The organism is Streptomyces sp. NPDC048111, assembly GCF_043202815.1.
Classification (GTDB): Bacteria; Actinomycetota; Actinomycetes; order Streptomycetales; family Streptomycetaceae; genus Streptomyces.
The window spans coordinates 1-24,978 of record NZ_JBIDBD010000043.1 but is presented as its reverse complement, the minus strand read 5'-3'; the positions used below and the strand labels follow the sequence as shown (position 1 = coordinate 24,978).

General features: G+C 70.8%; 20 protein-coding genes. 5 read left to right on the top strand and 15 right to left on the bottom strand.

Annotated elements, in window-relative coordinates:
• Positions 1-23: 23 nt before the first annotated feature.
• The 3 genes from ACGF3I_RS33370 to ACGF3I_RS33360 form a co-directional block, all read right to left on the bottom strand.
• A complete protein-coding gene (locus tag ACGF3I_RS33370; RefSeq protein ID WP_393138735.1) occupies positions 24-1,106 on the bottom strand; it encodes an amidohydrolase in 1,083 nt (360 codons plus the stop codon).
• Between the two features lie 76 nt (positions 1,107-1,182).
• Positions 1,183-1,524, bottom strand: a complete 342-nt coding sequence (locus tag ACGF3I_RS33365; protein WP_393138733.1) for a hypothetical protein — start codon at positions 1,522-1,524, stop codon at positions 1,183-1,185.
• Between the two features lie 89 nt (positions 1,525-1,613).
• Positions 1,614-2,567: a heme o synthase gene (locus tag ACGF3I_RS33360; protein WP_393138731.1), complete on the bottom strand. Its 954-nt coding sequence runs from the start codon at positions 2,565-2,567 to the stop codon at positions 1,614-1,616.
• A 307-nt stretch (positions 2,568-2,874) separates the two neighbouring features.
• Here ACGF3I_RS33360 and tkt point away from each other — a divergent pair, with 307 nt between their 5' ends.
• The 5 genes from tkt to pgl are packed head-to-tail and all read left to right on the top strand — an operon-like array spanning position 2,875 to position 9,462.
• Positions 2,875-4,962, top strand: coding sequence for a transketolase (gene tkt / locus ACGF3I_RS33355; protein ID WP_393138729.1), 2,088 nt, complete (start codon positions 2,875-2,877; stop codon positions 4,960-4,962).
• A 35-nt stretch (positions 4,963-4,997) separates the two neighbouring features.
• Positions 4,998-6,116, top strand: coding sequence for a transaldolase (gene tal, locus ACGF3I_RS33350; RefSeq protein ID WP_393138727.1), 1,119 nt, complete (start codon positions 4,998-5,000; stop codon positions 6,114-6,116).
• Positions 6,117-6,119: 3 nt separating this feature from the next.
• Positions 6,120-7,643, top strand: coding sequence for a glucose-6-phosphate dehydrogenase (gene zwf / locus ACGF3I_RS33345; RefSeq protein ID WP_393138725.1), 1,524 nt, complete (start codon positions 6,120-6,122; stop codon positions 7,641-7,643).
• Entirely contained in the window at positions 7,640-8,683 is a 1,044-nt protein-coding gene (gene opcA / locus ACGF3I_RS33340; RefSeq protein WP_393138723.1) for a glucose-6-phosphate dehydrogenase assembly protein OpcA, read from the top strand. Before zwf ends, opcA begins: the two co-directional genes overlap by 4 nt.
• The gene (gene pgl, locus ACGF3I_RS33335; RefSeq protein WP_393138721.1) at positions 8,680-9,462 is read left to right on the top strand and encodes a 6-phosphogluconolactonase; all 783 of its coding nucleotides are present in this window, start codon (positions 8,680-8,682) and stop codon (positions 9,460-9,462) included. Before opcA ends, pgl begins: the two co-directional genes overlap by 4 nt.
• 83 nt (positions 9,463-9,545) lie before the next feature.
• On the opposite strand, the gene pgi is transcribed toward pgl, so the two are convergent.
• The 12 genes from pgi to uvrC form a co-directional block, all read right to left on the bottom strand.
• A complete protein-coding gene (pgi, locus tag ACGF3I_RS33330) occupies positions 9,546-11,198 on the bottom strand; it encodes a glucose-6-phosphate isomerase (RefSeq protein ID WP_393138775.1) in 1,653 nt (550 codons plus the stop codon).
• A gap of 66 nt (positions 11,199-11,264) precedes the next feature.
• Positions 11,265-12,488: an MFS transporter gene (locus tag ACGF3I_RS33325; protein ID WP_393138719.1), complete on the bottom strand. Its 1,224-nt coding sequence runs from the start codon at positions 12,486-12,488 to the stop codon at positions 11,265-11,267.
• Between the two features lie 120 nt (positions 12,489-12,608).
• Positions 12,609-12,944 carry an RNA polymerase-binding protein RbpA gene (locus ACGF3I_RS33320; RefSeq protein WP_003976875.1) on the bottom strand — a complete coding sequence of 112 codons (336 nt, stop codon included), beginning with the start codon at positions 12,942-12,944 and terminating at the stop codon, positions 12,609-12,611.
• Positions 12,945-13,057: 113 nt separating this feature from the next.
• A complete protein-coding gene (gene secG, locus ACGF3I_RS33315) occupies positions 13,058-13,291 on the bottom strand; it encodes a preprotein translocase subunit SecG (protein ID WP_393138717.1) in 234 nt (77 codons plus the stop codon).
• Positions 13,292-13,397: 106 nt separating this feature from the next.
• Complete coding sequence (gene tpiA / locus ACGF3I_RS33310) at positions 13,398-14,174, bottom strand: triose-phosphate isomerase (protein WP_393138715.1); 777 nt, start codon at positions 14,172-14,174, stop codon at positions 13,398-13,400.
• Positions 14,175-14,180: 6 nt separating this feature from the next.
• On the bottom strand, positions 14,181-15,392 hold the full coding sequence (locus ACGF3I_RS33305) for a phosphoglycerate kinase (RefSeq protein ID WP_393138713.1): 1,212 nt from the start codon (positions 15,390-15,392) through the stop codon (positions 14,181-14,183).
• A 120-nt stretch (positions 15,393-15,512) separates the two neighbouring features.
• Entirely contained in the window at positions 15,513-16,523 is a 1,011-nt protein-coding gene (gene gap, locus ACGF3I_RS33300) for a type I glyceraldehyde-3-phosphate dehydrogenase (protein ID WP_393138711.1), read from the bottom strand.
• Positions 16,524-16,734: 211 nt separating this feature from the next.
• Positions 16,735-19,683: a M14 family zinc carboxypeptidase gene (locus ACGF3I_RS33295; RefSeq protein ID WP_393138709.1), complete on the bottom strand. Its 2,949-nt coding sequence runs from the start codon at positions 19,681-19,683 to the stop codon at positions 16,735-16,737.
• Positions 19,684-19,847: 164 nt separating this feature from the next.
• Positions 19,848-20,837 carry a DNA-binding protein WhiA gene (gene whiA / locus ACGF3I_RS33290; RefSeq protein ID WP_120724474.1) on the bottom strand — a complete coding sequence of 330 codons (990 nt, stop codon included), beginning with the start codon at positions 20,835-20,837 and terminating at the stop codon, positions 19,848-19,850.
• Positions 20,828-21,850, bottom strand: coding sequence for a uridine diphosphate-N-acetylglucosamine-binding protein YvcK (gene yvcK / locus ACGF3I_RS33285; protein WP_393138707.1), 1,023 nt, complete (start codon positions 21,848-21,850; stop codon positions 20,828-20,830). Before yvcK ends, whiA begins: the two co-directional genes overlap by 10 nt.
• The gene (gene rapZ, locus ACGF3I_RS33280; protein WP_393138705.1) at positions 21,847-22,791 is read right to left on the bottom strand and encodes an RNase adapter RapZ; all 945 of its coding nucleotides are present in this window, start codon (positions 22,789-22,791) and stop codon (positions 21,847-21,849) included. Before rapZ ends, yvcK begins: the two co-directional genes overlap by 4 nt.
• Positions 22,788-24,896 (bottom strand): excinuclease ABC subunit UvrC, encoded by a 2,109-nt coding sequence (gene uvrC, locus ACGF3I_RS33275; protein WP_393138703.1) that lies wholly within the window; start codon positions 24,894-24,896, stop codon positions 22,788-22,790. Before uvrC ends, rapZ begins: the two co-directional genes overlap by 4 nt.
• Positions 24,897-24,978 lie beyond the last annotated feature (82 nt).

Genomic DNA, 24,978 nt, shown 5'->3' with positions numbered 1-24,978 from the left:
CCGGCGCCCGACGGACCGCCGCGCTAGCCGGCGTCCGACAGACCGTAGACGCGGCGCGCGTTGTCCGCCGCGATCATCCGCGCCACCCGCTGCGCGTCGGCGCGTGCCCACGCGCCCTCGGCCACCCAGGTGCCCAGCACCCGCCCGAGAGCCTCGCCGAACAACCGGGCGCCCACCACGTGCAGTTCGGGAAGCCCGCGCGCGCCGCTCGAATAGAGCAGCTTCCCGAACGGGGCCAGCTCCAGGACCTCGGCGAGGACCGCGGCGGCCCCGGCCCCCGTCCGCACCAGGGCGGGCCCCACGTCGGCGTACACATGCGGGTGGACGCCGGCCAGGTGGGCCGTCTGGCGGTGGTAGGGGTAGCCGTGCAGCAGCACCAGGTCGGTACCGAGCCCGCCCGTCGCGCTCGCGAACGCGGCCAGCGGCATCGGATCGGCCATGCCCAGCCGCAGTTGGAGCGGGCGGCCCGTGGCGACCGCGCTCCACAGCAGGTGGCGCAGCAGGACGGGATCGCTCAGGCGGCCGTGCCTGCACCGTCCGGCCAGCCACCGCCCGGCCGCGCCGCGCACCTCCCCCGGGCCCGGCGGCGCCGGATCGAACCCCGCGCGCCCGGCGGCCGCGGAGGCGAAGGCGACGGCGGAGGCGGCGGCGGTGTGCACGGCCTCGGCGAGGTTGGCGAGGAAGGACTCGACGCTCCCCGAGGTGTCGGCGACCTGCTCGGCGAGGGGTTCGAGGCGGACGATCTCGTGGGCCTCGGCCGCGCCGGCCGCGGCGATCTCGTGCGGGGCGGTCAGATCGCCCGGCAGCCCGGTGTCCACCAGATAGGTGGCGATCCCGGAGCCCCGCAGCAGGCGCCGGCCCGCCTCCAGGGCGCCCAGTTCACGGCGCCGGGCCAGATAGCGGGCCGGAGGGCAGTGCGGTTCGAGGCCCAGGAGCGGGGGGCACCAGCGGCGTACCGCGAAGCCGGTCTGGGTGTCGAAGAAGGTGGTGCCGGGCGCGGGCAGGGCGTCGGTGCGGCCGAGCGCCGTCTCGAAGGTGCCGAGGCCCAGTTCGGTGCGCAGCACGCCGTGGCAATGCTGGTCCACCAGGGTCGGGGTGTCGATCATCCGGGGCTCCCTGGGGTGGACGCGCTTGTACCCCTCCTAACGGGTGGGCCCCGGATCGGTATTGATCGGCCGGCGCTCAGCCGTTCTTCGGGCCGCCGACCTGGATTCCGGCCATGCGGCTCCATTCGTACGGGCCGGTCCTGACCTTGGCCGCGAACTCGCCGTCGAAGTCCTCGTGCACGGTGATGCCGGACTTCTCGACGGCGCTGACGGCGATGGCGTGGCTCGGGGCCACCAGGTCGCCCCAGCCGCCGTCCCCGCCGACGAGCACGATGCGCGCGCCCTTCTCTCCGATGTACGCGACCTGGCCCTCGGCGCCGCCGTGCTCCTTGGCGAAGGAGCCGATCTGCCGGGCCAGCCGCTCCGCCCGCTTCTCGGCCCGGGCGGCCTGCTTCTCGTCAACCTGGGTGTCTGCCATGCGGCGATGCTACTAGCGGGTAGTCACGGGAGCGACCGAAGGGGCCAGTGGCTTGCGCCACTGGCCCCTTCGGTGTGCGAGCGACGAGGTCAGCGCAGGAACGGGTCCACCGCGACGGCCACGAAGAGCAGCGAGACGTAGGTGATGGACCAGTGGAACAGCCGCATCTCCTTCAGCTTGGTGCCGGGCTCCTCGGACTTGGCGCGCGAATGCAGCGCGTGCGCCTCCCACAGCCACCAGCCGCCGGAGACGAGCGCCACCGCGGTGTAGAACCAGCCGGTGTAGCCGAGCGGCGTGAGCAGCAGCGAGACGGCGACCATCACCCAGCTGTAGAGGACGATCTGGCGGGCCACCACCTTGTTGGAGGCGACGACCGGCAGCATCGGCACACCGACCCGCGCGTAGTCCTCCTTGACCTTCATGGACAGCGGCCAGTAGTGCGGCGGCGTCCAGAAGAACATCACCAGGAACAGGATGATCGGCGCCCAGGACATCGAGTTGGTCACCGAGGACCAGCCGATGAGCACCGGCAGACAGCCCGCGATGCCGCCCCAGACGATGTTCTGCGAGGTCCGGCGCTTGAGGATCATCGTGTACACGACGACGTAGAAGAGCAGCGCGCCGAGCGACAGGGCCGCCGACAGCCAGTTGACCAGGAGGCCGAACCACAGCGTCGAGAAGACGGCGAGGGAGATGCCGAAGACCAGGCACTCGCGCGGCGACACCATGCCGGTCACCAGGGGACGCTGGGACGTGCGGTCCATCAGCGCGTCGATGTCGCGGTCGATGTACATGTTCAGGGCGTTTGCGCCGCCCGCGGAGAGGTACCCGCCCAAGGTGGTCGCGAAGACCAGCCACAGCGGGGGCACGCCCTGCTGGGCAAGGAACATCACCGGAATGGTGGTGATGAGGAGCAGTTCGATGATTCGTGGCTTGGTCAGCGCCACAAAGGCCTTGACGCGGGCCCCGAATGGCCGATGGCCCCCCGGGCTGGGAGTCAAGACGACCCCTGCGGGTCGGGACTCGACGGCCGTCACGCACACCCCTGACAGAGAATTCCCAGCAAGTCCCCGGTGATCCGGGCCGTTCCCGGACGTGAAGGCCCGGTAAAGACTTGCGCGTACCACGCCACTGTAGACGTTGCCCATAGGCCGCCGTCCCCGGGGGTGGGGTCGTGTTGGGAGTGGTTGTCCGGGAGGCGGATTTCACCGGTTCCCGGCACCCTGGAGCTGTCCGTCTCAACGGGCAGTCAGTCGAAAAAATGAGCGTTCCGTCAGGGGTAGGCTCGACAGCGCCCGGTGCGCCCTCAGTCACCGGGATTCGACATGTGGAGAGGAGCCCTGACTCAGGGTGAGCACCAAGCCGACCACCACAGACCTCGAGTGGACCGAGCTGGACCAGCGGGCCGTCGACACCGGCCGCGTACTGGCAGCGGATGCCGTACAGAAGGTCGGCAACGGCCATCCCGGTACGGCGATGAGCCTGTCCCCGGCCGCGTACACCCTCTTCCAGAAGGTGATGCGCCACGACCCGGCGGACGCCGACTGGGTCGGACGCGACCGGTTCGTCCTGTCCGCGGGCCACTCGTCACTGACCCTCTACATCCAGCTGTACCTGGCCGGCTTCGGCCTGGAGCTGGATGACCTGAAGGCGTTCAGGACCTGGGGCTCCAAGACCCCCGGCCACCCGGAGTACGGCCACACCACCGGCGTCGAGACGACCACCGGCCCGCTGGGCCAGGGTGTCGCCAACGCCGTGGGCATGGCGATGGCCGCCCGGTACGAGCGCGGCCTGTTCGACCCGGAGGCGGCCCCCGGCACCTCCCCGTTCGACCACTTCGTGTTCGCGATCGCCGGTGACGGCTGCCTCCAGGAGGGCATCTCCTCCGAGGCGTCCTCGCTGGCCGGCCACCAGAAGCTCGGCAACCTGATCCTGCTGTGGGACGACAACCACATCTCGATCGAGGGCGACACCGAGACCGCGGTCTCCGAGGACACCGTCAAGCGGTACGAGGCCTACGGCTGGCACGTCCAGCGCGTCGCGCCCAAGCCGGACGGCGACCTGGACCCGGAGGCCCTGTACGACGCGATCGAGGCCGCCAAGGCGGTCACCGACCGGCCGTCGTTCATCGCGATGCGCTCGATCATCGCCTGGCCCGCCCCGAACGCCCAGAACACCGAGGCCGCGCACGGCTCGGCGCTCGGCGACGACGAGGTGGCCGCCACCAAGCGCGTCCTCGGCTTCGACCCGGAGAAGAGCTTCGAGGTCGCCGACGAGGTGCTCGCGCACACCCGCCGGGCCCTTGACCGCGGCCGTGAGGCCAAGGGCGAGTGGGAGAAGTCCTTCGCCGCGTGGCGCACCGCCAACCCGCAGCGCGCCGCCGAGTTCGACCGCATCAACGCGGGCGAGCTGCCCGAGGGCTGGGAGTCGCACCTGCCGGTCTTCGAGACGGGCAAGGGCGTCGCCACCCGCGCGGCCTCCGGCAAGATCCTGCAGGCGCTCGGCGCGGTCATGCCCGAGCTGTGGGGCGGCTCCGCCGACCTCGCCGGCTCGAACAACACGACCATCGACAAGACGTCGTCGTTCCTGCCGGCCGGCAACCCGCTGCCCGGGGCCGACCCGTACGGCCGCACCGTGCACTTCGGCATCCGCGAGCACTCCATGGCCGCGGAGATGAACGGCATCGCGCTGCACGGCCACACGCGCATCTACGGCGGCACCTTCCTGGTGTTCTCCGACTACATGCGCAACGCCGTGCGGCTGTCCGCGCTGATGCACCTGCCGGTCACCTACGTGTGGACGCACGACTCGATCGGCCTCGGCGAGGACGGCCCGACCCACCAGCCGGTCGAGCACCTGGCCTCGCTGCGCGCGATCCCCGGCCTCAACGTCGTGCGCCCCGCGGACGCGAACGAGACCGCCATCGCCTGGCGCGAGGTCCTCAAGCGCTACACGAAGGTGTACGGCAAGGGGGCCCCGCACGGCCTCGTGCTGACCCGTCAGGGCGTGCCGACGTACGACGTCAACGAGGACGCCGCCAAGGGCGGTTACGTGCTCCTGGACGCCGAAGGCGGCGACGCGCAGGTCGTGCTCATCGGCACCGGCTCCGAGGTCCAGCTGGCCGTGGGCGCGCGCGAGCAGCTCCAGGCCGCCGGCATCCCGACCCGTGTGGTCTCGATGCCGTGCGTGGAGTGGTTCGAGGAGCAGGACCAGGCCTACCGGGACAGCGTGCTTCCGCCGTCCGTCAGGGCGCGGGTCGCGGTCGAGGCCGGCATCGGTCTGACCTGGCACCGCTTCGTGGGTGACGCGGGCCGCATCGTCTCGCTGGAGCACTTCGGTGCCTCGGCCGACGGCAAGGTGCTGTTCCAGGAGTTCGGCTTCACCGCCGACCACGTGGCGGCGGCGGCCCGGGAATCTCTCGCGGCCGCAGCGCGCTGACGCCGGTACACGAACTAGTAGGAGATGCATTTCTCATGACAGACGCACTCAAGCGCCTCTCCGACGAAGGCGTCGCGATCTGGCTCGACGACCTGTCGCGCAAGCGGATCACGTCCGGCAACCTGGCCGAGCTGATCGACCAGTCGCACGTGGTGGGCGTCACGACGAACCCGTCCATCTTCCAGAAGGCGATCAGCCAGGGTGACGGCTACGACACCCAGCTGACCGACCTGGCGGCCCGCGAGGTGACCGTCGAAGAGGCCATCCGCATGATCACGACGGCTGACGTGAGGGACGCCGCCGACATCCTGCGCCCGGTCTTCGACGCCACCGACGGCCAGGACGGCCGGGTCTCCATCGAGGTCGACCCGCGCCTGGCGCACAACACCCGGGCGACCGTGGCCGAGGCCAAGCAGCTGGCCTGGCTGGTGGACCGGCCGAACACGCTCATCAAGATCCCGGCGACCGAGGCCGGCCTGCCGGCGATCACCGAGACGATCGGCCTGGGCATCAGCGTCAACGTCACGCTGATCTTCTCGCTGGAGCGCTACCGCAAGGTCATGGACGCCTACCTCGCCGGCCTGGAGAAGGCCAAGGAGCGCGGCCTGGACCTGTCGAAGATCCACTCCGTGGCGTCCTTCTTCGTGTCCCGCGTGGACACCGAGATCGACAAGCGGATCGACGCGCTGGGCACCGACGAGGCGAAGGCCGCCCGCGGCAAGGCCGGTCTGGCCAACGCGCGCCTGGCCTACCAGGCCTACGAGGAGGTCTTCTCCTCCGACCGCTGGAACGCCCTGGACAAGGCGCACGCCAACAAGCAGCGCCCGCTGTGGGCCTCGACCGGCGTCAAGGACAAGGCCTACAAGGACACCCTGTACGTGGACGACCTGGTCGCCCCGAACACGGTGAACACCATGCCGGAAGCCACCTTGGAGGCGACCGCCGACCACGGGCAGATCACCGGCGACACGGTGACCGGCACCTACGAGCAGGCGCGCGCCGACCTGGACGCCGTCGAGAAGCTCGGGATCTCCTACGACGAGGTCGTGCAGCTGCTCGAGGACGAGGGCGTCGAGAAGTTCGAGGGCGCCTGGAACGACCTGCTCAAGTCCACCGAGGCGGAGCTCAAGCGCCTCGCACCCTCGGAGGCGTAGATCTTGTCAAGCAGCAATCCGCTGCGTGACGCCGCAGACCGACGGCTCCCGCGCATCGCGGGGCCGTCGGGCCTGGTGATCTTTGGCGTCACGGGCGATTTGTCCCGTAAAAAGTTGATGCCCGCCGTGTACGACCTCGCCAACCGGGGTCTGCTTCCGCCGGGCTTTTCGCTGATCGGCTTCGCCCGCCGCGAATGGCAGGACGAGGACTTCGCGCAGGAGGTCCACGACGCGGTCAAGGCGCACGCGCGTACGCCGTTCCGCGAGGAGGTCTGGCAGCAGCTCATCCAGGGGATGCGCTTCGTACAGGGCGACTTCGACGACGACGAGGCGTTCGAGACGCTGAAGTCGACGATCGAGGAGCTCGACAAGGCGCAGGGCACGGGCGGCAACTTCGCCTTCTACCTGTCGGTACCGCCGAAGTTCTTCCCCAAGGTCGTCCAGCAGCTCAAGAAGCACGGGCTCGCCGACCAGAAGAACGGCTCCTGGCGCCGCGCGGTCATCGAGAAGCCGTTCGGCCACGACCTGGTCTCCGCCGAGGAGCTCAACCAGGTCGTGCACGAGGTCTTCCCGCCCAACGAGGTCTTCCGGATCGACCACTACCTGGGCAAGGAGACCGTTCAGAACATCCTGGCCCTGCGGTTCGCGAACACCATGTTCGAGCCGCTGTGGAACCGCTCCTACGTCGACCATGTGCAGATCACGATGGCCGAGGACATCGGCATCGGCGGCCGGGCCGGCTACTACGACGGCATCGGCGCGGCCCGTGACGTCATCCAGAACCACCTGCTCCAACTGCTGGCGCTGACCGCCATGGAGGAGCCCGCCTCCTTCGACGCGGACGCGCTGGCGGCGGAGAAGACCAAGGTGCTCGGCGCCGTGCGGCTGCCCAAGGACCTCGGCAAGGACACGGTGCGCGGCCAGTACGCGGCCGGGTGGCAGGGCGGCGAGAAGGCCGTCGGCTACCTCCAGGAAGACGGCATCGACCCCAAGTCGAAGACCGACACCTACGCCGCGATCAAGCTGCAGATCGACAACCGCCGCTGGGCGGGCGTCCCGTTCTATCTGCGCACCGGCAAGCGCCTCGGCCGGCGCGTGACCGAGATCGCGGTGGTCTTCCAGCGCGCCCCGCACTCCCCCTTCGACCACACCGCCACGGAGGAGCTGGGCCAGAACGCCCTGGTCATCCGGGTGCAGCCGGACGAGGGCGTCACCGTGCGCTTCGGCTCCAAGGTGCCCGGCACCTCGATGGAGGTCCGGGACGTCTCCATGGACTTCGCCTACGGCGAGTCCTTCACGGAGTCGAGCCCCGAGGCCTACGAGCGCCTCATCCTCGATGTGCTCCTCGGCGACTCCAACCTCTTCCCGCGCGTGGAGGAGGTCGAGCTGTCCTGGAAGATCCTCGACCCGATCGAGCAGTACTGGGACAAGCACGGCAAGCCCGCCCAGTACCCCTCGGGGACCTGGGGTCCGGACGAGGCGGACGAAATGCTCGCACGAGACGGACGGAGCTGGCGTCGGCCATGAAGATCGACCTTACGGACACCACGGCCAGCAAGATCAACAAGGCCCTCGTACAGGGCCGTCGCGCGGTCGGCACCCCGGCCGTCGGCATGGTGCTCACCCTCGTCATCGTCACCGACGAGGAGAACGCCTACGACGCCCTGCGCGCCGCGGGCGACGCCTCGCGCGAGCACCCCTCGCGCACCCTGGTCGTCATCAAGCGCGTCTCGCGCTCGCCCCGTGACCGCACGAGTTCGCGCCTGGACGCCGAGGTGCGGGTCGGCGCGGACGCGGGCACCGGCGAGACGGTGATCCTGCGGCTGTACGGCGAGGTGCTCAACCACGCCCAGTCGGTGGTGCTGCCGCTGCTGCTCCCGGACGCGCCGGTCGTCGTCTGGTGGCCGGTGAACGCGCCGACCGACCCGGCGCAGGACCCGCTGGGCGCGCTCGCCCAGCGCCGGGTGACCGACACCTACGCGGCCGAGCAGCCCATCCAGGAGCTGACCGCGCGCGCCGAGGCGTACACCCCCGGCGACACCGACCTGTCGTGGACCCGCATCACGCCCTGGCGTTCGATGCTGGCCGCGGCCCTCGACCAGATCGCCTGCAAGGTGACCGGGGTCGAGGTGGAGGGCGAGGAGTTCAACCCGAGCTGCGAACTGCTCGGCATGTGGCTCGCCGACCGGCTCGACGTGCCGGTCAAGCGCACCCTGTCGGCGGGCCCGGGTCTGACCGCGGTCCGCATGGAGACGGACGGCGGCCCGATCGTCCTCGACCGTGCGGACGGTTCGCTCGCCACCCTCTCGGTGCAGGGCCAGCCGGACCGCGCGGTGGCACTCAAGCGGCGCGAGACCGCCGAGCTCATCGCGGAGGAACTGCGCCGTCTCGACCCGGACGACACCTACGCCTCCGCGCTCAAGTACGGCGTGGACAAGCTGGGTTCGGGCGTCGAGGAGAAGTCCGCCTCGGCCGCCGGCGCCCAGAACGGTGCCGGCTCCGCGGCCGACACCAAGGCGGCGCCCGCGAAGAAGGCGGCCCCGGCCAAGAAGGCAGCGGCCAAGTGAGCACGCCGCAACTCGTCGTCCACCGGGACAAGGCGCTGATGGCCGAGGCCGCGGCGGCGCGTCTGATCACCCGGGTGGTGGACGCGCAGGCCGCCCGCGGCACCGCGTCCGTGGTGCTCACCGGTGGCCGCAACGGCAACGGGCTGCTGGCGGCGCTGGCCTCCTCCCCGGCCCGGGACGCGATCGACTGGTCGCGGCTCGACCTGTGGTGGGGCGACGAGCGGTTCCTGCCCGAGGGCGACGCCGAGCGGAACGACACCCAGGCCCGTGAGGCGCTGCTCGACGCCGTGCCGCTGGATCCCGAGCGGGTGCACGCCATGCCCGTTTCCGGCGGCGCGTACGGCAACGACGCGGACGCGGCGGCCGCCGCCTACGCGGCGGAGCTCGCCGAGGCGGCCGGTCCCGAGGACCACGGCCCGGTGCCGACGTTCGACGTGCTGATGCTGGGCGTCGGCCCGGACACCCATGTGGCGTCGCTGTTCCCGGAGTTGCCCGCGGTGCGGGAGACCGAGCGGACGGTCGTCGGGGTGCACGGCGCTCCGAAGCCGCCGCCCACCCGGATCTCGCTCACCCTCCCGGCGATCCGGGCGGCGCGCGAGGTCTGGCTGCTCGCGGCCGGTGAGGACAAGGCGCACGCGGCGAAGTTGGCCCTGTCCGGCGCGGGCGAGATACAGGCCCCGGCGGCGGGCGCCTACGGGCGGGCCCGCACGCTGTGGCTCCTGGACGCGGCGGCCGCCTCCGAGCTGCCGCGCTCGCTGTATCCCGCGGCCTCCGCCTGACGCGCACGCGAAGCGGCCCGGCCCGCCCCCTCGGGGGTGGACCGGGCCGCTTCGTCATGCGGGCGCGCCGCGCCCCCGGCGGCTCAACGCCCGCGCAGCGCGCGGTACTTGGCGACCAGCGCCGTGCTGGAGGCGTCCAGGCCCGGCACGTCGGCGCCCTCGGTCAGGGCCGGCTCGACGCGCTTGGCGAGGACCTTGCCGAGCTCGACGCCCCACTGGTCGAAGGAGTCGATGTTCCAGATGGCGCCCTGCACGAACACCTTGTGCTCGTAGAGCGCGATGAGCTGGCCGAGGACGGACGGCGTCAGCTCCTTGGCCAGGATCGTGGTGGTGGGGTGGTTGCCCTGGAACGTCTTGTGCGGCACCAGCTCCTCGGCGACGCCCTCGGCCCGGACCTCGTCGGGCGTCTTGCCGAAGGCGAGGGCCTGGGTCTGGGCGAAGAAGTTGGCCATCAGCAGGTCGTGCTGGGCGACCAGGCCCGGCTCCAGGTCGGCGACCGGCTCGGCGAAGCCGATGAAGTCGGCGGGGATGACCTTGGTGCCCTGGTGGATCAACTGGTAGTACGCGTGCTGCCCGTTGGTGCCCGGGGTGCCCCACACCACGGGCCCGGTCTGCCAGTCGACCCGGTTGCCGTCGCGGTCCACCGACTTGCCGTTGGACTCCATGTCCAGCTGCTGGAGGTAGGCGGTGAACTTCGACAGGTAGTGCGAGTACGGCAGCACCGCGTGCGACTGGGCGTCGAAGAACGCTCCGTACCAGACGCCCAACAGGCCCATCAGCAACGGCACGTTGGACTCGGCGGGCGCCGTGCGGAAGTGCTCGTCCACGAGGTGGAAGCCGGCCAGCATCTCGCGGAAGCGCTCCGGGCCGACGGCGATCATCAGGGAGAGCCCGATGGCCGAGTCGAAGGAGTACCGGCCGCCGACCCAGTCCCAGAAGCCGAACATGTTGGCCGTGTCGATGCCGAACTCGGCGACCTTGTCGGCGTTGGTCGACAGGGCCACGAAGTGCCGGGCGACGGCGTCCTGACCGGCCTTCAGCTCGGTGAGCAGCCAGTCGCGCGCCGAGGTGGCGTTGGTGATGGTCTCGATGGTGGTGAACGTCTTGGACGCGATGATGAACAGCGTCTCGGCCGCGTCCAGGTCACGGACCGCCTCGTGCAGGTCGGCGCCGTCCACGTTGGAGACGAAGCGGACCGTCAACTCCCGGTCGGTGAACGACCGCAGGGCCTCGTACGCCATCGCCGGGCCGAGGTCGGAGCCGCCGATGCCGATGTTGACGACGTTCTTGATGCGCTTGCCGGTGTGGCCGGTCCACTCCCCCGAGCGGACCTTGTCCGAGAACGCGGCCATCTTGTCGAGGACCTCGTGCACGCCGGGCACCACGTTCTCGCCGTCGACCTCGATCACGGCGTCCCGCGGGGCGCGCAGCGCGGTGTGCAGCACGGCGCGGTCCTCGGTGGTGTTGATCTTCTCGCCGCGGAACATGGCGTCCCGCAGCCCCGCGACGTCGGTGGCCGCGGCCAGCTCACGCAGCAGCGCGAGGGTCTCGTCGGTCACCAGGTGCTTGGAGTAGTCGAGGTGGAGATCGCCGACCTGCAGGGTGTACGCCGTGCCCCGGCCGGGCTCGGCGGCGAACAGCTCCCGCAGGTGGGTGTCGCCCAACTGCTCCCGGTGCTTGCCCAGTGCGATCCACTCGGGCATCTGGTTGAGCCTGGTACGGCGTCCTGCGTTCATCTGCGGCATCAGCCCATTTCTTCTCGTACGTGCGTACCTGCCCCGCTGCCCGTCCAACCTAATTGATCAGGCGGCGCGGGCAGGAATCAGCGCGGCGACGGCGGCCACGAACAAGCCGGACGCCAGCAGGGCCGGGGTGTTGAGCCCCCAGGACGCGGCGGCCGCTCCGCCCATCAGGGCGCCCAGCGGCGCGCCCGCCACCGCCAGGGTGCGAAAGGCCGCGCTCACCCGCCCGAGCATCGCCGCGGGGGCTCGCTCCTGCATCAGGGTCGTCAGGTTCACGTTCCACACCATGCCCATGAGACCGAACACCGCCATCGCGGCGACGGTGACTCCGAGGGCGCGCACGCAGCCCATCGCCACCAGGCAGCCGGTCTGCACGGCGCCGGCGAGCAGCACCGCCCGTATCCGGCCCAGCCCGCGGGCCAGGCGCTGGGCGATCAGGCCGCCGGCCACGCTGCCGGCCCCGTACGCCGTGATGGTCGCCGCGTACCCGGCGTGGCCGGCGCCGAGCCAGCCGGTGATGTGCAGGACGAGGGTGGCGATGAGCGCGCCCATGCCGATGTTGCAGACGGTGGTGGCCGCGCACAGCCCGCGCAGCGCCCGGTCGGCCCACAGGGCGTGCAGGCCCGCCCGGATCTCGGCCCGCAGGGTGGATCCGGTCGCGCGGGCGGCCCGCTCGGGGGCGGCCGGCCGCAGCGAGGCGACCAGGGCGGCGGCCAGGACGTAGCTCACCGCGTCCGCCCCGTAGGGCGCGGCGGCCGATACGGCGAGCAGCGGCGGCACGAGCGGGCCCGCCAGGAAGCTGCCCGCGATCTGCTGTCCGGTCATCACCCGGGCGTTCGCGCTGCCCAGCGCCTCGGCGGGCACCAGTGAGGGCAGCAGGGCGGTGGCGGCGTTGTCGAAGAGGGTGCCGAGGGCGGTGAGCGCGAAGGCGAGCGCCATCAGGAGGGCGATCGAGGCGTGCCCGAGGGCGACGGCCGCGGCGAAGGCGGCGACCAGGGCGCCGCGGACCAAATCGACGGCCCACATCGCGCGCCGCTGGTCGACCCGGTCGGCGACCGCGCCGCCGAGCAGTCCGAACAGCAGCCACGGAACGTAGCCGCAGGCGGTGACGAGCGCGATGCGGAAGGGGTCGGTGGTGAGGGTGGTGGCGAGCAGGGGCAGCGCGGCGGTGCGCAGGGAATCACCGAAACGGCTGACGACCGCGGCCGTCCAGAGCCGGCCGAATCCCCCGCGCCAGGCGGGACTTGTCGCCCGCGCCCCCTCCACGGCCTGCGTTGCTGCCACAACTCCCCCTCGTGATCGCCTGCTTCACACGGTAGGGGGCGCCACTGACAATCGGACGGGCCCGGATGCACCGAAGGGCCCTGTGGATGAACCGAGTTCACCCTGGGGGCCCTTCCTCTGTCAGATCTCGCCCCGCAGCTTGGCGAGTGCTTCGGCGAGGATCGCCTCGCCGTCCGCGTCGCTGCGCCGTTCGCGCACGTACGCGAGGTGTGTCTTGTACGGCTCGGTGCGCGGCGGGTCCGGCGGATTGTCCCGGTCCTGTCCTGCGGGGAATCCGCAGCGCGGGCAGTCCCACGTCTCCGGAACCTGTGCGTCACTGGCGAAGCTCGGCTGCGTCTCGTGCCCGTTCGAGCACCAGAAGGAGATGCGGAGGCGCGGTGCGGACTCGCCCCGCTCGGCCTCCCCCATCGGCCCCGCTCCGACCCGGCTTCCCCGGATCGCGTTGCCACTTGCCACGGTCGTAACTCCCTGCGTGATGGTGCTCGAAGATGCCCCAGTCTACGTAAGGCCCAACGCGCGTCCAGTGATTGGAGTTACACCCCACCCCCGAAACGCCGAACGACGACGGCTTACTTGAGCTTCATCAGCAGACCAAGTACGACAATGCACGCGAACCAGCAGAGACCGACCACGATGGTGATGCGGTCGAGGTTGCGCTCGGCGACCGAGGAACCGCCGACGGAGGACTGCATGCCGCCGCCGAACATGTCGGAGAGGCCGCCGCCCTTTCCCTTGTGCATCAGCACCAGCAGCATCATCAGCAGGCTGAAGACGATCAGGGCAATCGAGAACCCGACAATCACGGCTGGACCAACTTCCTAGGACTGATATGGCGACGGGGGCCGGGGGACATGTGACATCCCTGTTCCGGCCCCCGCAAGGGTACGACGGATCCGCGCTACCGCATACTTACTGGTCGCGGAAGCGGACGATCTTGACGAACTCGTCGGCGTCCAGGGCGGCGCCGCCGACCAGGGCACCGTCCACATCGGGCTGGGCCATGATCGCGGCGACGTTCCCGGACTTCACCGAGCCGCCGTACTGGATGCGCACCTTGTCGGCGAGCTCCTGCGAGTACAGCTCGGCCAGGCGGGCGCGGATCGCCCCGCACACCTCCTGCGCGTCCTCGGGCGTGGCGACCTCGCCGGTGCCGATCGCCCACACCGGCTCGTACGCGATCACGATGGACTCGGCCTGCTCGGCCGGGACGTCCTTGAGGCCGCCGTCGAGCTGGGCCAGCGTGTAGGGGACCTGCTGTCCGGCCTTGCGGACGTCCAGGCCCTCGCCGACGCAGAGGATCGGGGTCAGGCCGTGCTGGTAGGCGGCCTTCACCTTGGCGTTGCAGAGCTCGTCGCTCTCGGCGTGGTACTGCCGGCGCTCGGAGTGGCCCACGGCGACGTAGGCGCACTTCAGCTTGGACAGCATGGCGCCCGAGATCTCACCGGTGTAGGCACCGGATTCGTGCGCCGAGATGTCCTGGGCGCCGTACTTGATCTTGAGCTTGTCGCCGTCGACGAGGGTCTGCACGGAGCGCAGGTCGACGAAGGGCGGCAGGACCGCGACCTCGACGGCCTCGTAGTCCTTGTCGGCGAGCGCGAAGGCGAGCTTCTGGACGTGCGCGATGGCCTCGAGGTGGTTGAGGTTCATCTTCCAGTTGCCCGCCATCAGCGGGGTACGGGTGCTCACAGGTGTTCAGTCCTCCAGTGCGGCGAGGCCGGGAAGCGTCTTGCCCTCGAGGTATTCGAGGCTGGCGCCGCCACCGGTCGAGATGTGGCCGAACTTCGACTCGTCGAAGCCCAGGTTGCGGACGGCCGCGGCGGAGTCGCCGCCGCCGACCACGGTGAAGCCCTTGCTGTCGAGCAGGGCCTGCGCGACGGCGGTGGTACCGCCCGCGTAGTCGGGGTGCTCGGCGACACCGACCGGACCGTTCCAGAAGACGGTCTCGGCGTCGGTGATCTTCGAGGCGAACAGCTCGCGGGACTTGGGGCCGATGTCCAGGCCCTCCTCGTCCGCGGGGATCTTGTCCGCGTCGACGGTCCGGAAGGTGGCCGGGGCCTTGGTCTTCAGGTCCGGGAAGTCCTTGGAGACCAGCACGTCGACCGGCAGGACCAGCTCGACACCGGTCTGCTCGGCCCGCTTCATGTACTCCTGGACGACCGGGATCTGGTCCTCCTGGAGCAGCGAGATGCCGACCTCGTAGCCCTTGGCCTTCAGGAAGGTGTAGGCCATGCCGCCGCCGATGAGCAGCCGGTCGGCCTTGCCGAGCAGTTCGTCGATGACGGCGAGCTTGTCCGAGACCTTGGCGCCGCCGAGCACGACGGTGTAGGGGCGCTTGACGTCCTCGGTCAGCTTCTTGAGGACGCCGACCTCGGTGGCGATGAGGTAGCCGGCGTAGTGCGGCAGGCGCGCCGGGAGGTCGAAGACGGAGGCGTGCTTGCGGTGCACGGCCCCGAAGCCGTCGCCGACGTAGACGTCCGCGAGGGCGGCCAGCCGCTCGGCGAACACGGCGCGCTCGGCGTCGTCCTTGGACGTCTCGCCGGCGTTGAACCGCAGGTTCTCGATGACCGCGACCTGACCGGCGCCGAGCCCGTTCACCGCGTCGTGGGCGGCGCTGCCGACGGTGTCCTCGGCGAACGCGACGGAGGTGCCCAGGAGTTCGGCGAGCCGGTCGGCGGCGGGGCGCAGCGAGAACTGCGGGTCAGGGGCGCCCTTGGGGCGGCCCAGGTGCGAGGCCACGACGACCTTGGCACCGGCGGCGACGAGCGCCTTGACGGTCGGCAGCACGGCGCGGATGCGGCCGTCGTCGGTGATGCGGCCCTCGGCCAGCGGCACGTTGAGGTCGGCGCGGACGAATACCCGCTTGCCTTCGACCCCTTCGGCGAGAAGTTCGTCGATCGTCTTCATTCGGGGGTGACTCCTTGCGAGGTACGGGACGGACGGTCTGGACAGGCGACAGGGCCCGTACAGCGCTTCGTTGCGCTGCCCGAGCCCTGTCGCTCACATCAGGTGCCTACCGTACCGAGGTCAGAGCTGGCCGCCGACGAAGACGGTCAGGTCGACGAGGCGGTTGGAGTAGCCCCACTCGTTGTCGTACCAGCCGAGGATCTTCACCGTCTTGCCCTCCTGGACCATGGTCAGGGAGGAGTCGAAGGTGCAGGAGGCCGGGTCGCCCACGATGTCGGAGGAGACGATCGGGTCCTCGGTGTAGTAGAGGATGTTCTTCAGGTCGCCGTCGTCGGCGGCCTTCTTGAACGCGGCGTTGACCTCGTCCTTGGTGACCTCGCGCTGGAGCTCCACGACCAGGTCGGTGGCCGAGCCGGTGGGCACGGGCACGCGCATCGCGATGCCGTCGAGCTTGCCCTTGAGCTGCGGCAGGACCAGGGCGGTGGCCTTGGCGGCACCGGTCGTGGTCGGGATGATGTTCTCGGCGGCGGCGCGGGCGCGGCGCAGGTCCGAGTGCGGGAAGTCCAGGATCCGCTGGTCGTTGGTGTACGCGTGGACCGTCGTCATCAGACCCTTGACGATGCCGAAGTTCTCGTCGAGGACCTTGGCCATCGGCGCCACGCAGTTGGTGGTGCAGGAGGCGTTGGAGATGACGTGGTGGTTGGCCGCGTCGTACTTGTCCTGGTTGACGCCCATCACGATCGTGATGTCCTCGTCCTTGGCCGGAGCCGAGATGAGGACCTTCTTGGCGCCACCGGCGATGTGCTTCTCGGCGTCGGCCTTCTTGGTGAAGATGCCGGTCGACTCGATGACGATGTCGACGCCCAGCTGACCCCACGGGATGTCGGCCGGGTTGCGCTCGGAGAGCACCTTGATGGTGTGGCCGTCCACGGTGATGGTGTCGGCGGTGTGGGTGACCTCGGCCTTGAGGCGGCCCAGGATGGTGTCGTACTTCAGCAGGTGCGCAGTGGTCGCGGTGTCACCAAGGTCGTTGACAGCCACGATCTCGATGTCTGCACCCTGCTCAAGGAGCGCCCGGAAGTAGTTGCGCCCGATGCGGCCGAAGCCGTTGATGCCTACGCGGATCGTCACGAACCGATCTCCTCGTTAGGTACGCCGGGTTTCTCGACGCCGGCGAGTTGTATGGGATGTCCCCGACCGGTTACGACCCTACCTCCCCAAGGGCGCCGAAGTGACATCGAGCGCGTCCGGAAGGTTCCGAATCAGTGCCCGGGTCGGCCCGGTGGCCCGTACCTACCTGCGGGTACGGGCCACCGGGGACCTTCGGCCCCACTACACGGTGTCAGCGGTGCAGTGCGCTGAGCGCCCGGCCGACGAGCCGGGCGCGGTCGGCCGCGGCGGGGACGTTCTCCAGGCCGAAGCCGAGCAGCACCGTGTCCCGGGTGGTCACGGCGGCCGAGGAGTGGAAGAGCGCCTGCGAGCGCGCCCAGTCGCCGCTGTTGCCGGGGCTGCCGGCCGGCGCTCCCGGCACGCTCCAGGGACCGAGCGCGGTCTCGAAGCCCTCGGCTCCCGAGGGAGCGCCGCCGATGACCAGGCGGGTGTCGTCGACGAAGGCGCCGAGGCCGCCGGTGCCCGGGTCGGACACATAGGCGACGGCCAGCTCGACCTGCTTGCCGGCGTAGGCGGCGAGGTCGACCGAGACCTGCCGCCAGCCGTCGGAGGAGCCGGTGAAGCGGTTCCACGCGCCGCTGGTGCCGCTCGCGGTGCAGGAGGGCGAGCCGGGTGTGAGGTAGTGCGTGAGGAAGGGGTGCTCCTGGAGGAGGTAGCCCTGCTCGCACTGGCTGGGCACGCCGGTGGTGCTGGCGCCGTTCAGGTCGGGCAGCGTCGTCCAGTCGTCCTGGCCGACGGTGTGCGCCTCGATGATCACCTGGTCGTAGCCGGGCTCGGTGTCGTAGCTGAGCTGGAAGTCCAGGCTCGGCTTCTGCGCGGCGCTCGTCCCGGTCAGATCGACGGTGCGGGCCAGGCGCATATAGGCGTCGTCGCGGTGCCTGGCCGCGGCGAACCAGGAGCCTTCGGCGGGCTCGAACGGACTGCGCACGCCCGGATAGTCACCCGCCGAGGCGCCGGCGAACTGCGGGAAGGTCTTCGGGTCCAGGGTGTCGGAGGTGATGGTGTACGCACCGGCCGCGGTGAGCGGGCTGCCGGGGCCCGCGGCGAGCGCCGCCTTGGTGCCCGCGAGCCGTCCCGTCCCGGCGAACGCCGGCGGCGACTTGAGGCCGGCCTTGTTGTAGGCGCCGAGGTAGTACTGCGAGAAGTCGTCGGACAGGGCGCCGCCGCCCAGATCGACGCTGCCGCCGGCCTGTTCGCCCGCGGTGACCAGTTTGCCGCCCTCGTTCACGAAGTCGCGCACGGTGAACATGGTGGCCGCGGCCGGCCGGGAACTCCCGGTGTACCAGAGCACGTTCTTGAAGTGGCTGAGCACGCCGAGTGCGCTCGGGGTGCCCTGGGCCGCCACGTCCCAGACGGCGGCGCGGTGGCCGCTGTCGGCGAGCGCCCGGGCGTAGAGCGCGGCGTTCTGCGCCGGGGCGCCACCGCCCTCCTCGGCGAGCACCAGGGTGTCCGCCCGGGGCCGCTCGGCCACGGTGAACGTGAAGGGGGTGCTGGAGGTCTTCTTCCCGGCGGCGGTGCGCCCGGTGAACCAGACCTGGACGCGGTCGCCCGCGTCCAGGCCCTCGATCCTGGCGCGGTACTGGTCGAAGCGGATGTTGTCCTGGCCGCCGTACCGCTCGCCGCCCTTCCAGGGCTTCAGCTCCTCGGTGTGCGTACGGCCGTTGCCCACGCGGTAGTTGAGGGTCTTGTCGCGCACCGACCTGCGGGCCGTGACGGCGATCTGCTGGTCGTCGTCGCGGGCGTAGGAGGTGGCGAAGGCGTCCGGAGTGAAGTCCGGGGCCTCGATGCCGACCGGGGAGGACGGCTGGTCGGGGTGGGTGGCGGTCTCGGCGACGGAGAGCGCGAAGGGGATGTTCTTCTCGAACTCGCCCTGGATCAGCTTCTCGCTGTCGGGGAAGTTGAAGTCGGAGGGGCAGTCCGCCGCGTTCCACTCGTCGTTCGGGTCGACGCGGGAGGCCGTGGCGCAGGTCGACATCTCGGGGGTGAACATCATCGTGCCGTTGACGTTCGCCGCGTGTCCGTCGGCCTCGCCGTTGGTGGTGTAGAGCGCGGAGGAGACCTCCGAGAGGTAGCCCGGGATGGCGGGCTTGTCGGGGGTCCCGGCGAGCGACTTGTAGATGACGTCGTCGGGGGTCGGCGTCGCGACCTGCCAGCCCACGCCGTAGAGCAGAAGCTCGGCGGCGGAGTGGTAGTTGATCGCGTAATTGAAGTGGATCCGCTTCTCGAAGGAGTCCAGCGCCCTGGTCTCGGGTTCGCTGCCCGCGCTGGGTCCCCGGTAGGTCTCGTCCGAGGGGTCGGGGGACGAACCCTCGTTGTCGTAGCCCCACTTGTAGGGGAAGTTGCGGTTCGGGTCGACACCGTCGACGGACGTGATCTTCCCGTCGCCGTCGTTGTCCCGGAGGTTCTTGCGCCACAGCCGGTTGCCGGGCGTGAAGGTGTAGTCGTAGCCGTCCGGGTTGGCGGAGAGCACGAACCACAGCTCGGTGGAGTCCACGATCTTGGTGACGCGCGGATCCTTGCCGTAGTTGTCGAGGTAGTAGTGCATCAGCCGCCGGGTCATCTCGGGGGTGATCCACTCACGGGCGTGCTGGTTGGACATGTACAGCATGGCGGGCTTGGAGCCGTCCCGGGACTTGTTCGCGCCCTTGGTCAGCTTGACGGCGAGGATGTCCTGGCCGTTGGTGGTCCGGCCGATCGACTCGACCTTGGCGAGGGAGGGGTTGGCCTTCCCCGTGTCGAGGATCTCCTGCTTCAGACCGTTCGGGCCGCTGTACGGGCGGAAGACCCCGTCGCCCGCGGCCTTGAGGCGGTTCTGGGCCTGGGCCGGGACCTTGTGCTCGGTGAGCTCGACGCCCTTGCCGCGCAGGGCCGCGGCCTGTGACGCGGTCAGGTACAGCTCGACGCCGGCCGAGCCCTTGGCGGGCAGGCGTGCGCCCAGTTCCTGGGCATCGGCGCCGGCCTCCAGGAGCAGCGGCAGCTGCGCCCGGCTGACCTGGGCGTTCCAGACGACGATGCCCTCGCCGTCCGGTCCGCTCTGACGGGCCTGGGCGGCGGGTGCCACCGCCAGTCCGGCCGTCAGGAGTGATGCAGCGGCGAGGATCGCTCTCGCTCTGCGTCTCATGAGCCCCCCTTGCTGGTGTGTGCCACGGAAGTGGACAGACGCCAGGCTCATGACACTTCATGATCATGTCAATAGTGCCGGATCCGCCGACAGTGCCTGCCCGCAAACGGAACCGGCGCCCATCAAGTGGGCGCCGGACCGGGCGGGTTGAGGGTCGGGACGGCTCAGCCGACCAGGCCGTCCGCCATCTCCTCGGTCAGGTTGGACTCCGTCCCGGGGATGCCCAGGTCCTGGGCCCGCTTGTCGGCCATGGCCAGCAGGCGGCGGATGCGGCCGGCGACCGCGTCCTTGGTCAGCGGCGGGTCGGCGAGCGCGCCCAGCTCCTCCAGGGAGGCCTGCTTGTGCTCCATGCGCAGCCGGCCGGCCGCCGCCAGGTGCTCGGGCACCTCGTCGGCCAGGATCTCCAGGGCGCGCTGGACGCGTGCCCCGGCGGCGACCGCGGCCCGCGCCGAGCGGCGCAGGTTGGCGTCGTCGAAGTTGGCCAGGCGGTTGGCGGTGGCCCGGACCTCGCGGCGCATCCGCCGCTCCTCCCAGGCCAGCACCGACTCGTGCGCGCCGAGCCGGGTGAGCAGCGCGCCGATCGCGTCGCCGTCGCGGACCACCACCCGGTCCACACCGCGGACCTCGCGGGCCTTGGCCGCGATCTGGAGCCGCCGCGCCGCGCCGACCAGGGCGAGGGCGGCCTCCGGGCCCGGGCAGGTGACCTCGAGGGACGAGGAGCGGCCCGGCTCGGTGAGCGAGCCGTGCGCCAGGAACGCGCCGCGCCAGGCGGCCTCGGCGTCACAGGTGGCCCCCGAGACCACCTGGGGCGGCAGGCCGCGGATGGGACGGCCGCGGCCGTCGACGAGCCCGGTCTGGCGGGCCAGCTGATCGCCGCCCGCCACGACCCGTACGACGAACCGTGAGCCTCTGCGCAGACCGCCAGGAGCCATCACGATCAGCTCGGAGCTGTGCCCGAAGATCTCCAGAATGTCCCGCTTGAGCCGGCGTGCCGCCATCGCGGTGTCCAGCTCCGCCTCGATCACAATGCGGCCGCTCACCAAATGCAGCCCGCCCGCGAATCGAAGAATCGCCGAGACCTCCGCCTTCCTGCAGCAGGTCCGGGTGACGGGCAGCCGGGAAATCTCGTCCTTCACCGCCGGCGTCATCGCCATGGGCCGATCCTTCCATGCATCCGAAAAATACGGTCGTACGCGGCGGCCAACAGCTCCGGATCGTGCTTCGGAGAACCATCGGGTCTGGCCACGGGCGCCAGCTCGACCTCGGCTCCGAGCCGTTTCGCGGCATCGGTCAGGCTCCCCCGGTCGGGCACGGCGGCCTCGTCGGCCAGCACCACGTCGAAGGCGAGTTTAGGGGCGTGTCGTCCCAAAACCTCCAAATGACGCTGCGGAGAGAAGCCATCGGTTTCACCCGGTTGTGGCGCGAGGTTCAGCGAGAGGACCTTGCGGGCCTTGGTCCCGGTGAGCGCGTCGAGCAGTTCGGGGACCATCAGGTGCGGGATGACGGAGGAGAACCAGGAGCCCGGACCGAGCACCACCCAGTCCGCGTCGAGCACCGCGGCGACCGCTTCGGGGACGGCCGGCGGGTCGTGCGGGACCAGCTGGACGGAGAGCACCTCGCCGGGCGTGAGCGCCACCGTGGCCTGGCCGCGCACGGTGTCCACGTCCTCGGGACGCGCCGGGTCGTGGCCCCGTACCAGCGCTTCGAGCTCCAGCGGCACGGCCGACATCGGCAGGACCCGGCCCTGCGCGCCGAGCAGCTTGCCGACCAGGTCGAGGGCCTGCACATGGTCGCCCAGCTGTTCCCACAGGGCGACGATCAGCAGGTTGCCCACCGCGTGCTCGTGCAGCTCGCCCTGGGACTGGAAGCGGTGCTGGATGACCCGGGACCAGGTCTGGCCCCAGTCGTCGTCCCCGCACAGGGCGGCGAGCGCCTTGCGCAGGTCCCCGGGGGGCAGCACGCCGAGCTCGGCGCGCAGGCGGCCACTGGAGCCGCCGTCGTCGGCCACGGTGACGACGGCCGTCAGGTCGCCCGTGATGCGGCGCAGCGCCGCGAGCGAGGCCGACAGGCCCATGCCGCCGCCGAGGGCGACGACCTTGGGCTGGGCGCCCCGCTTGCGGCCGGTGCGCAGCACCGGTCCGGCGGTGCGCCGGCGGTACACCTTCACTCGCGCCCCATGTCCCGGTGTACGACGACGGTCTCGATCCCCTCGGAGGCGAGGCGGGCCGCGAGCTTCTCCGACATGGCGACCGAGCGGTGCTTGCCGCCGGTGCAGCCCACCGCGATGGTCACGTACCGCTTGCCCTCGCGGCGGTAGCCCGTCGCGATCAGCTGGAGCAGCTCGCTGTACTGGTCGAGGAACTCCTTGGCGCCCGGCTGGTTGAAGACGTAGCCCGACACCTCCTCGTTCAGACCGGTGAACGGGCGCAGCTCGGGCACCCAGTGCGGGTTGGGCAGGAAGCGGCAGTCGACCACCAGGTCGGCGTCGACCGGCAGGCCGTACTTGTAGCCGAACGACATGACGGTGGCGCGCAGTTCCGGCTCCTCGTCGCCGGCGAACTGGGCGTCCATCTTGGCGCGCAGCTCGTGGACATTGAGGCTGGAGGTGTCGATCACCAGGTCCGCGTCACCGCGCAGCTCGCGCAGCAGGTCGCGCTCGGCGGCGATGCCGTCGACGATGCGGCCGTCGCCCTGGAGCGGGTGCGGGCGGCGCACCGACTCGAAGCGGCGCACCAAGGCGTCGTCGGAGGACTCCAGGAAGACGATCCGCCGCGTGACCTCCTTGGCGTCCAGGTCGGCGAGGGACTCGCGCAGATTGTCGAAGAACCTGCGGCCGCGTACGTCGACGACGACGGCGATGCGGGCCACGTTGCCCTGGGAGCGGGCGCCGAGCTCCACCATGGTGGGGATCAGCGCGGGCGGCAGGTTGTCGACGACGAACCAGCCCAGGTCCTCCAGGCACTTGGCCGCGGTGCTGCGCCCGGCACCGGACATGCCGGAGATGATCACCAGCTCGGGGATGGGCGCATCGGCCCCGCCGGCCTCGATCGTCGTGCCCGTACTCACGTCTACTCCCGCTTCTCGGTCTTCATCGTGCTGCTCGGTCATCTCGTGCTGCCCCCGTCGTCCTCTTCCATGATCTCTCCTGTCGCCGTGTTCACGGCGGGTGCGGCCGGGGCCGCTTCCGCGAGGGCCGCGGCAACGGTCTCGGCCGTCTTGCGGCCTATGCCGGGGACCTCGCAGATCTCCTCGATTGTCGCCGACCTGAGCTTCTTCACCGAGCCGAAATGCTTGATCAGCGCCTGTTTGCGGGTGTCACCGAGGCCGGACACGGCGTCCAGGGGCCCGGCCTTGAAGCGCTTGGTCCGCTTGGCCCGCTGGTAGGTGATGGCGAAGCGGTGGGCCTCGTCCCGTACCCGCTGGAGGAGGTAGAGGCCCTCGCTGGAGCGGGGCAGCACCACCGGGTCGTCCTCCTCGGGCACCCAGACCTCTTCGAGGCGCTTGGCCAGGCCGCACACCGCGATGTCGTCGATGCCCAGCTCGTCCAGGGCCCGCTTGGCCGCGGCGACCTGCGGCTGTCCACCGTCGACGACCAGGAGCTGTGGGGGGTAGGCGAAGCGCTTGGGGCGGCCGTCCTCGTCCTGGAGCGCCGAGACCTCGCCGGACACCGCCGCGGGCAGGGTGTCGGGGACCGTGCCGGACGCGGCTGCCCCGGGCGCGGCGGCCGGGACCGCGCCGGGCTCCGGGCCGAGCGCCTGCGCGCCGTCGCGCCCGGGCCCCTCGCCCTCCTCGTCGGCCCACTCCCCCGTGCGCGCCTTCTCCGCCAGGTAGCGCTTGAAGCGGCGGCTGATCACCTCGTGCATGGACCGGACGTCGTCCTGGCCCTCGAAGCCCTTGATCTGGAAGCGCCGGTACTCGCTCTTGCGGGCGAGGCCGTCCTCGAAGACGACCATGGACGCCACCACGTCGTCGCCCTGGAGGTGGGAGATGTCGAAGCACTCGATGCGCAGCGGCGCGCTGTCGAGGTCGAGGGCCGCGGCGATCTCCTCCAGGGCCCGCGAGCGCGTCGTCAGGTCGGACGCGCGCTTGGTCTTGTGCAGCGTGAGCGCCTGCTGGGCGTTGCGCGCGACCGTCTCCATCAGGGCCTTCTTGTCGCCGCGCTGCGGGATGCGCAGCGAGACGGCCGAACCGCGCCGGCTCGCCAGCCAGCGGCCCACCGCGTCCGCGTCCTCCGGCAGGGCGGGGACCAGGACCTCCTTGGGCACCGAGTCGCCCGTCTCCTCGCCGTACAGCTGCTGGAGGGCGTGCTCGACCAGACCCGCGGTGTCGACGGCCTCCACCTTGTCGGTGACCCAGCCGCGCTGGCCCCGGACCCGGCCGCCGCGCACGTGGAAGATCTGCACGGCCGCCTCCAGCTCGTCCTCGGCGAGCGCGACGAGGTCGGCGTCGGTGGCGTCGTTGAAGACGATCGCGTTCTTCTCCAGGGCCTTGCGCAGCGCCCCCAGGTCGTCCCGCAGCCGGGCGGCGCGCTCGTACTCCATGTCCTCGGCCGCCTCCATCATCCGCTGCTCGACGCGGCGCAGGTACGCGCCGGTGCGGCCGGCCATGAAGTCGCAGAAGTCCTCGGCCAGTTCGCGGTGTTCCTCCGGCGTGACGCGGGCGACGCAGGGGGCCGCGCACTTGCCGATGTAGCCGAGCAGACAGGGGCGCCCGATCTGGGCCGAGCGCTTGAAGACGCCCGCGGAGCAGGTGCGCACGGGGAAGACGCGGAGCATCAGGTCGACGGTCTCGCGGATCGCCCAGGCGTGCCCGTACGGGCCGAAGTAGCGCACGCCCTTCTTCTTGGCGCCGCGCATCACCTGGACCCGGGGGAACTGCTCGTTCATCGTCACCGCGAGGTACGGATAGCTCTTGTCGTCGCGGTACTTGACGTTGAAGCGGGGGTCGAACTCCTTGATCCAGGAGTATTCGAGCTGGAGCGCCTCGACTTCGGTGGCGACGACCGTCCACTCCACGGAGGCGGCCGTGGTGACCATGGTGGCGGTGCGGGGGTGCAGGCTCGTCAGCGGCTGGAAGTAGTTGGCGAGCCGGGCTCGCAGGGACTTGGCCTTGCCGACGTAGATCACCCTGCGGTGTTCGTCGCGGAACTTGTAGACCCCCGGCGAGTCGGGGATCTGTCCCGGCTTGGGGCGGTAGCTGGAGGGGTCTGCCATGCCCACCACCCTACTGTCGCCCACCGACAACCCCGCCCCCCGTACCGGGACCGGGGCCCCCGCAACGCGCTCAACCGGCTAC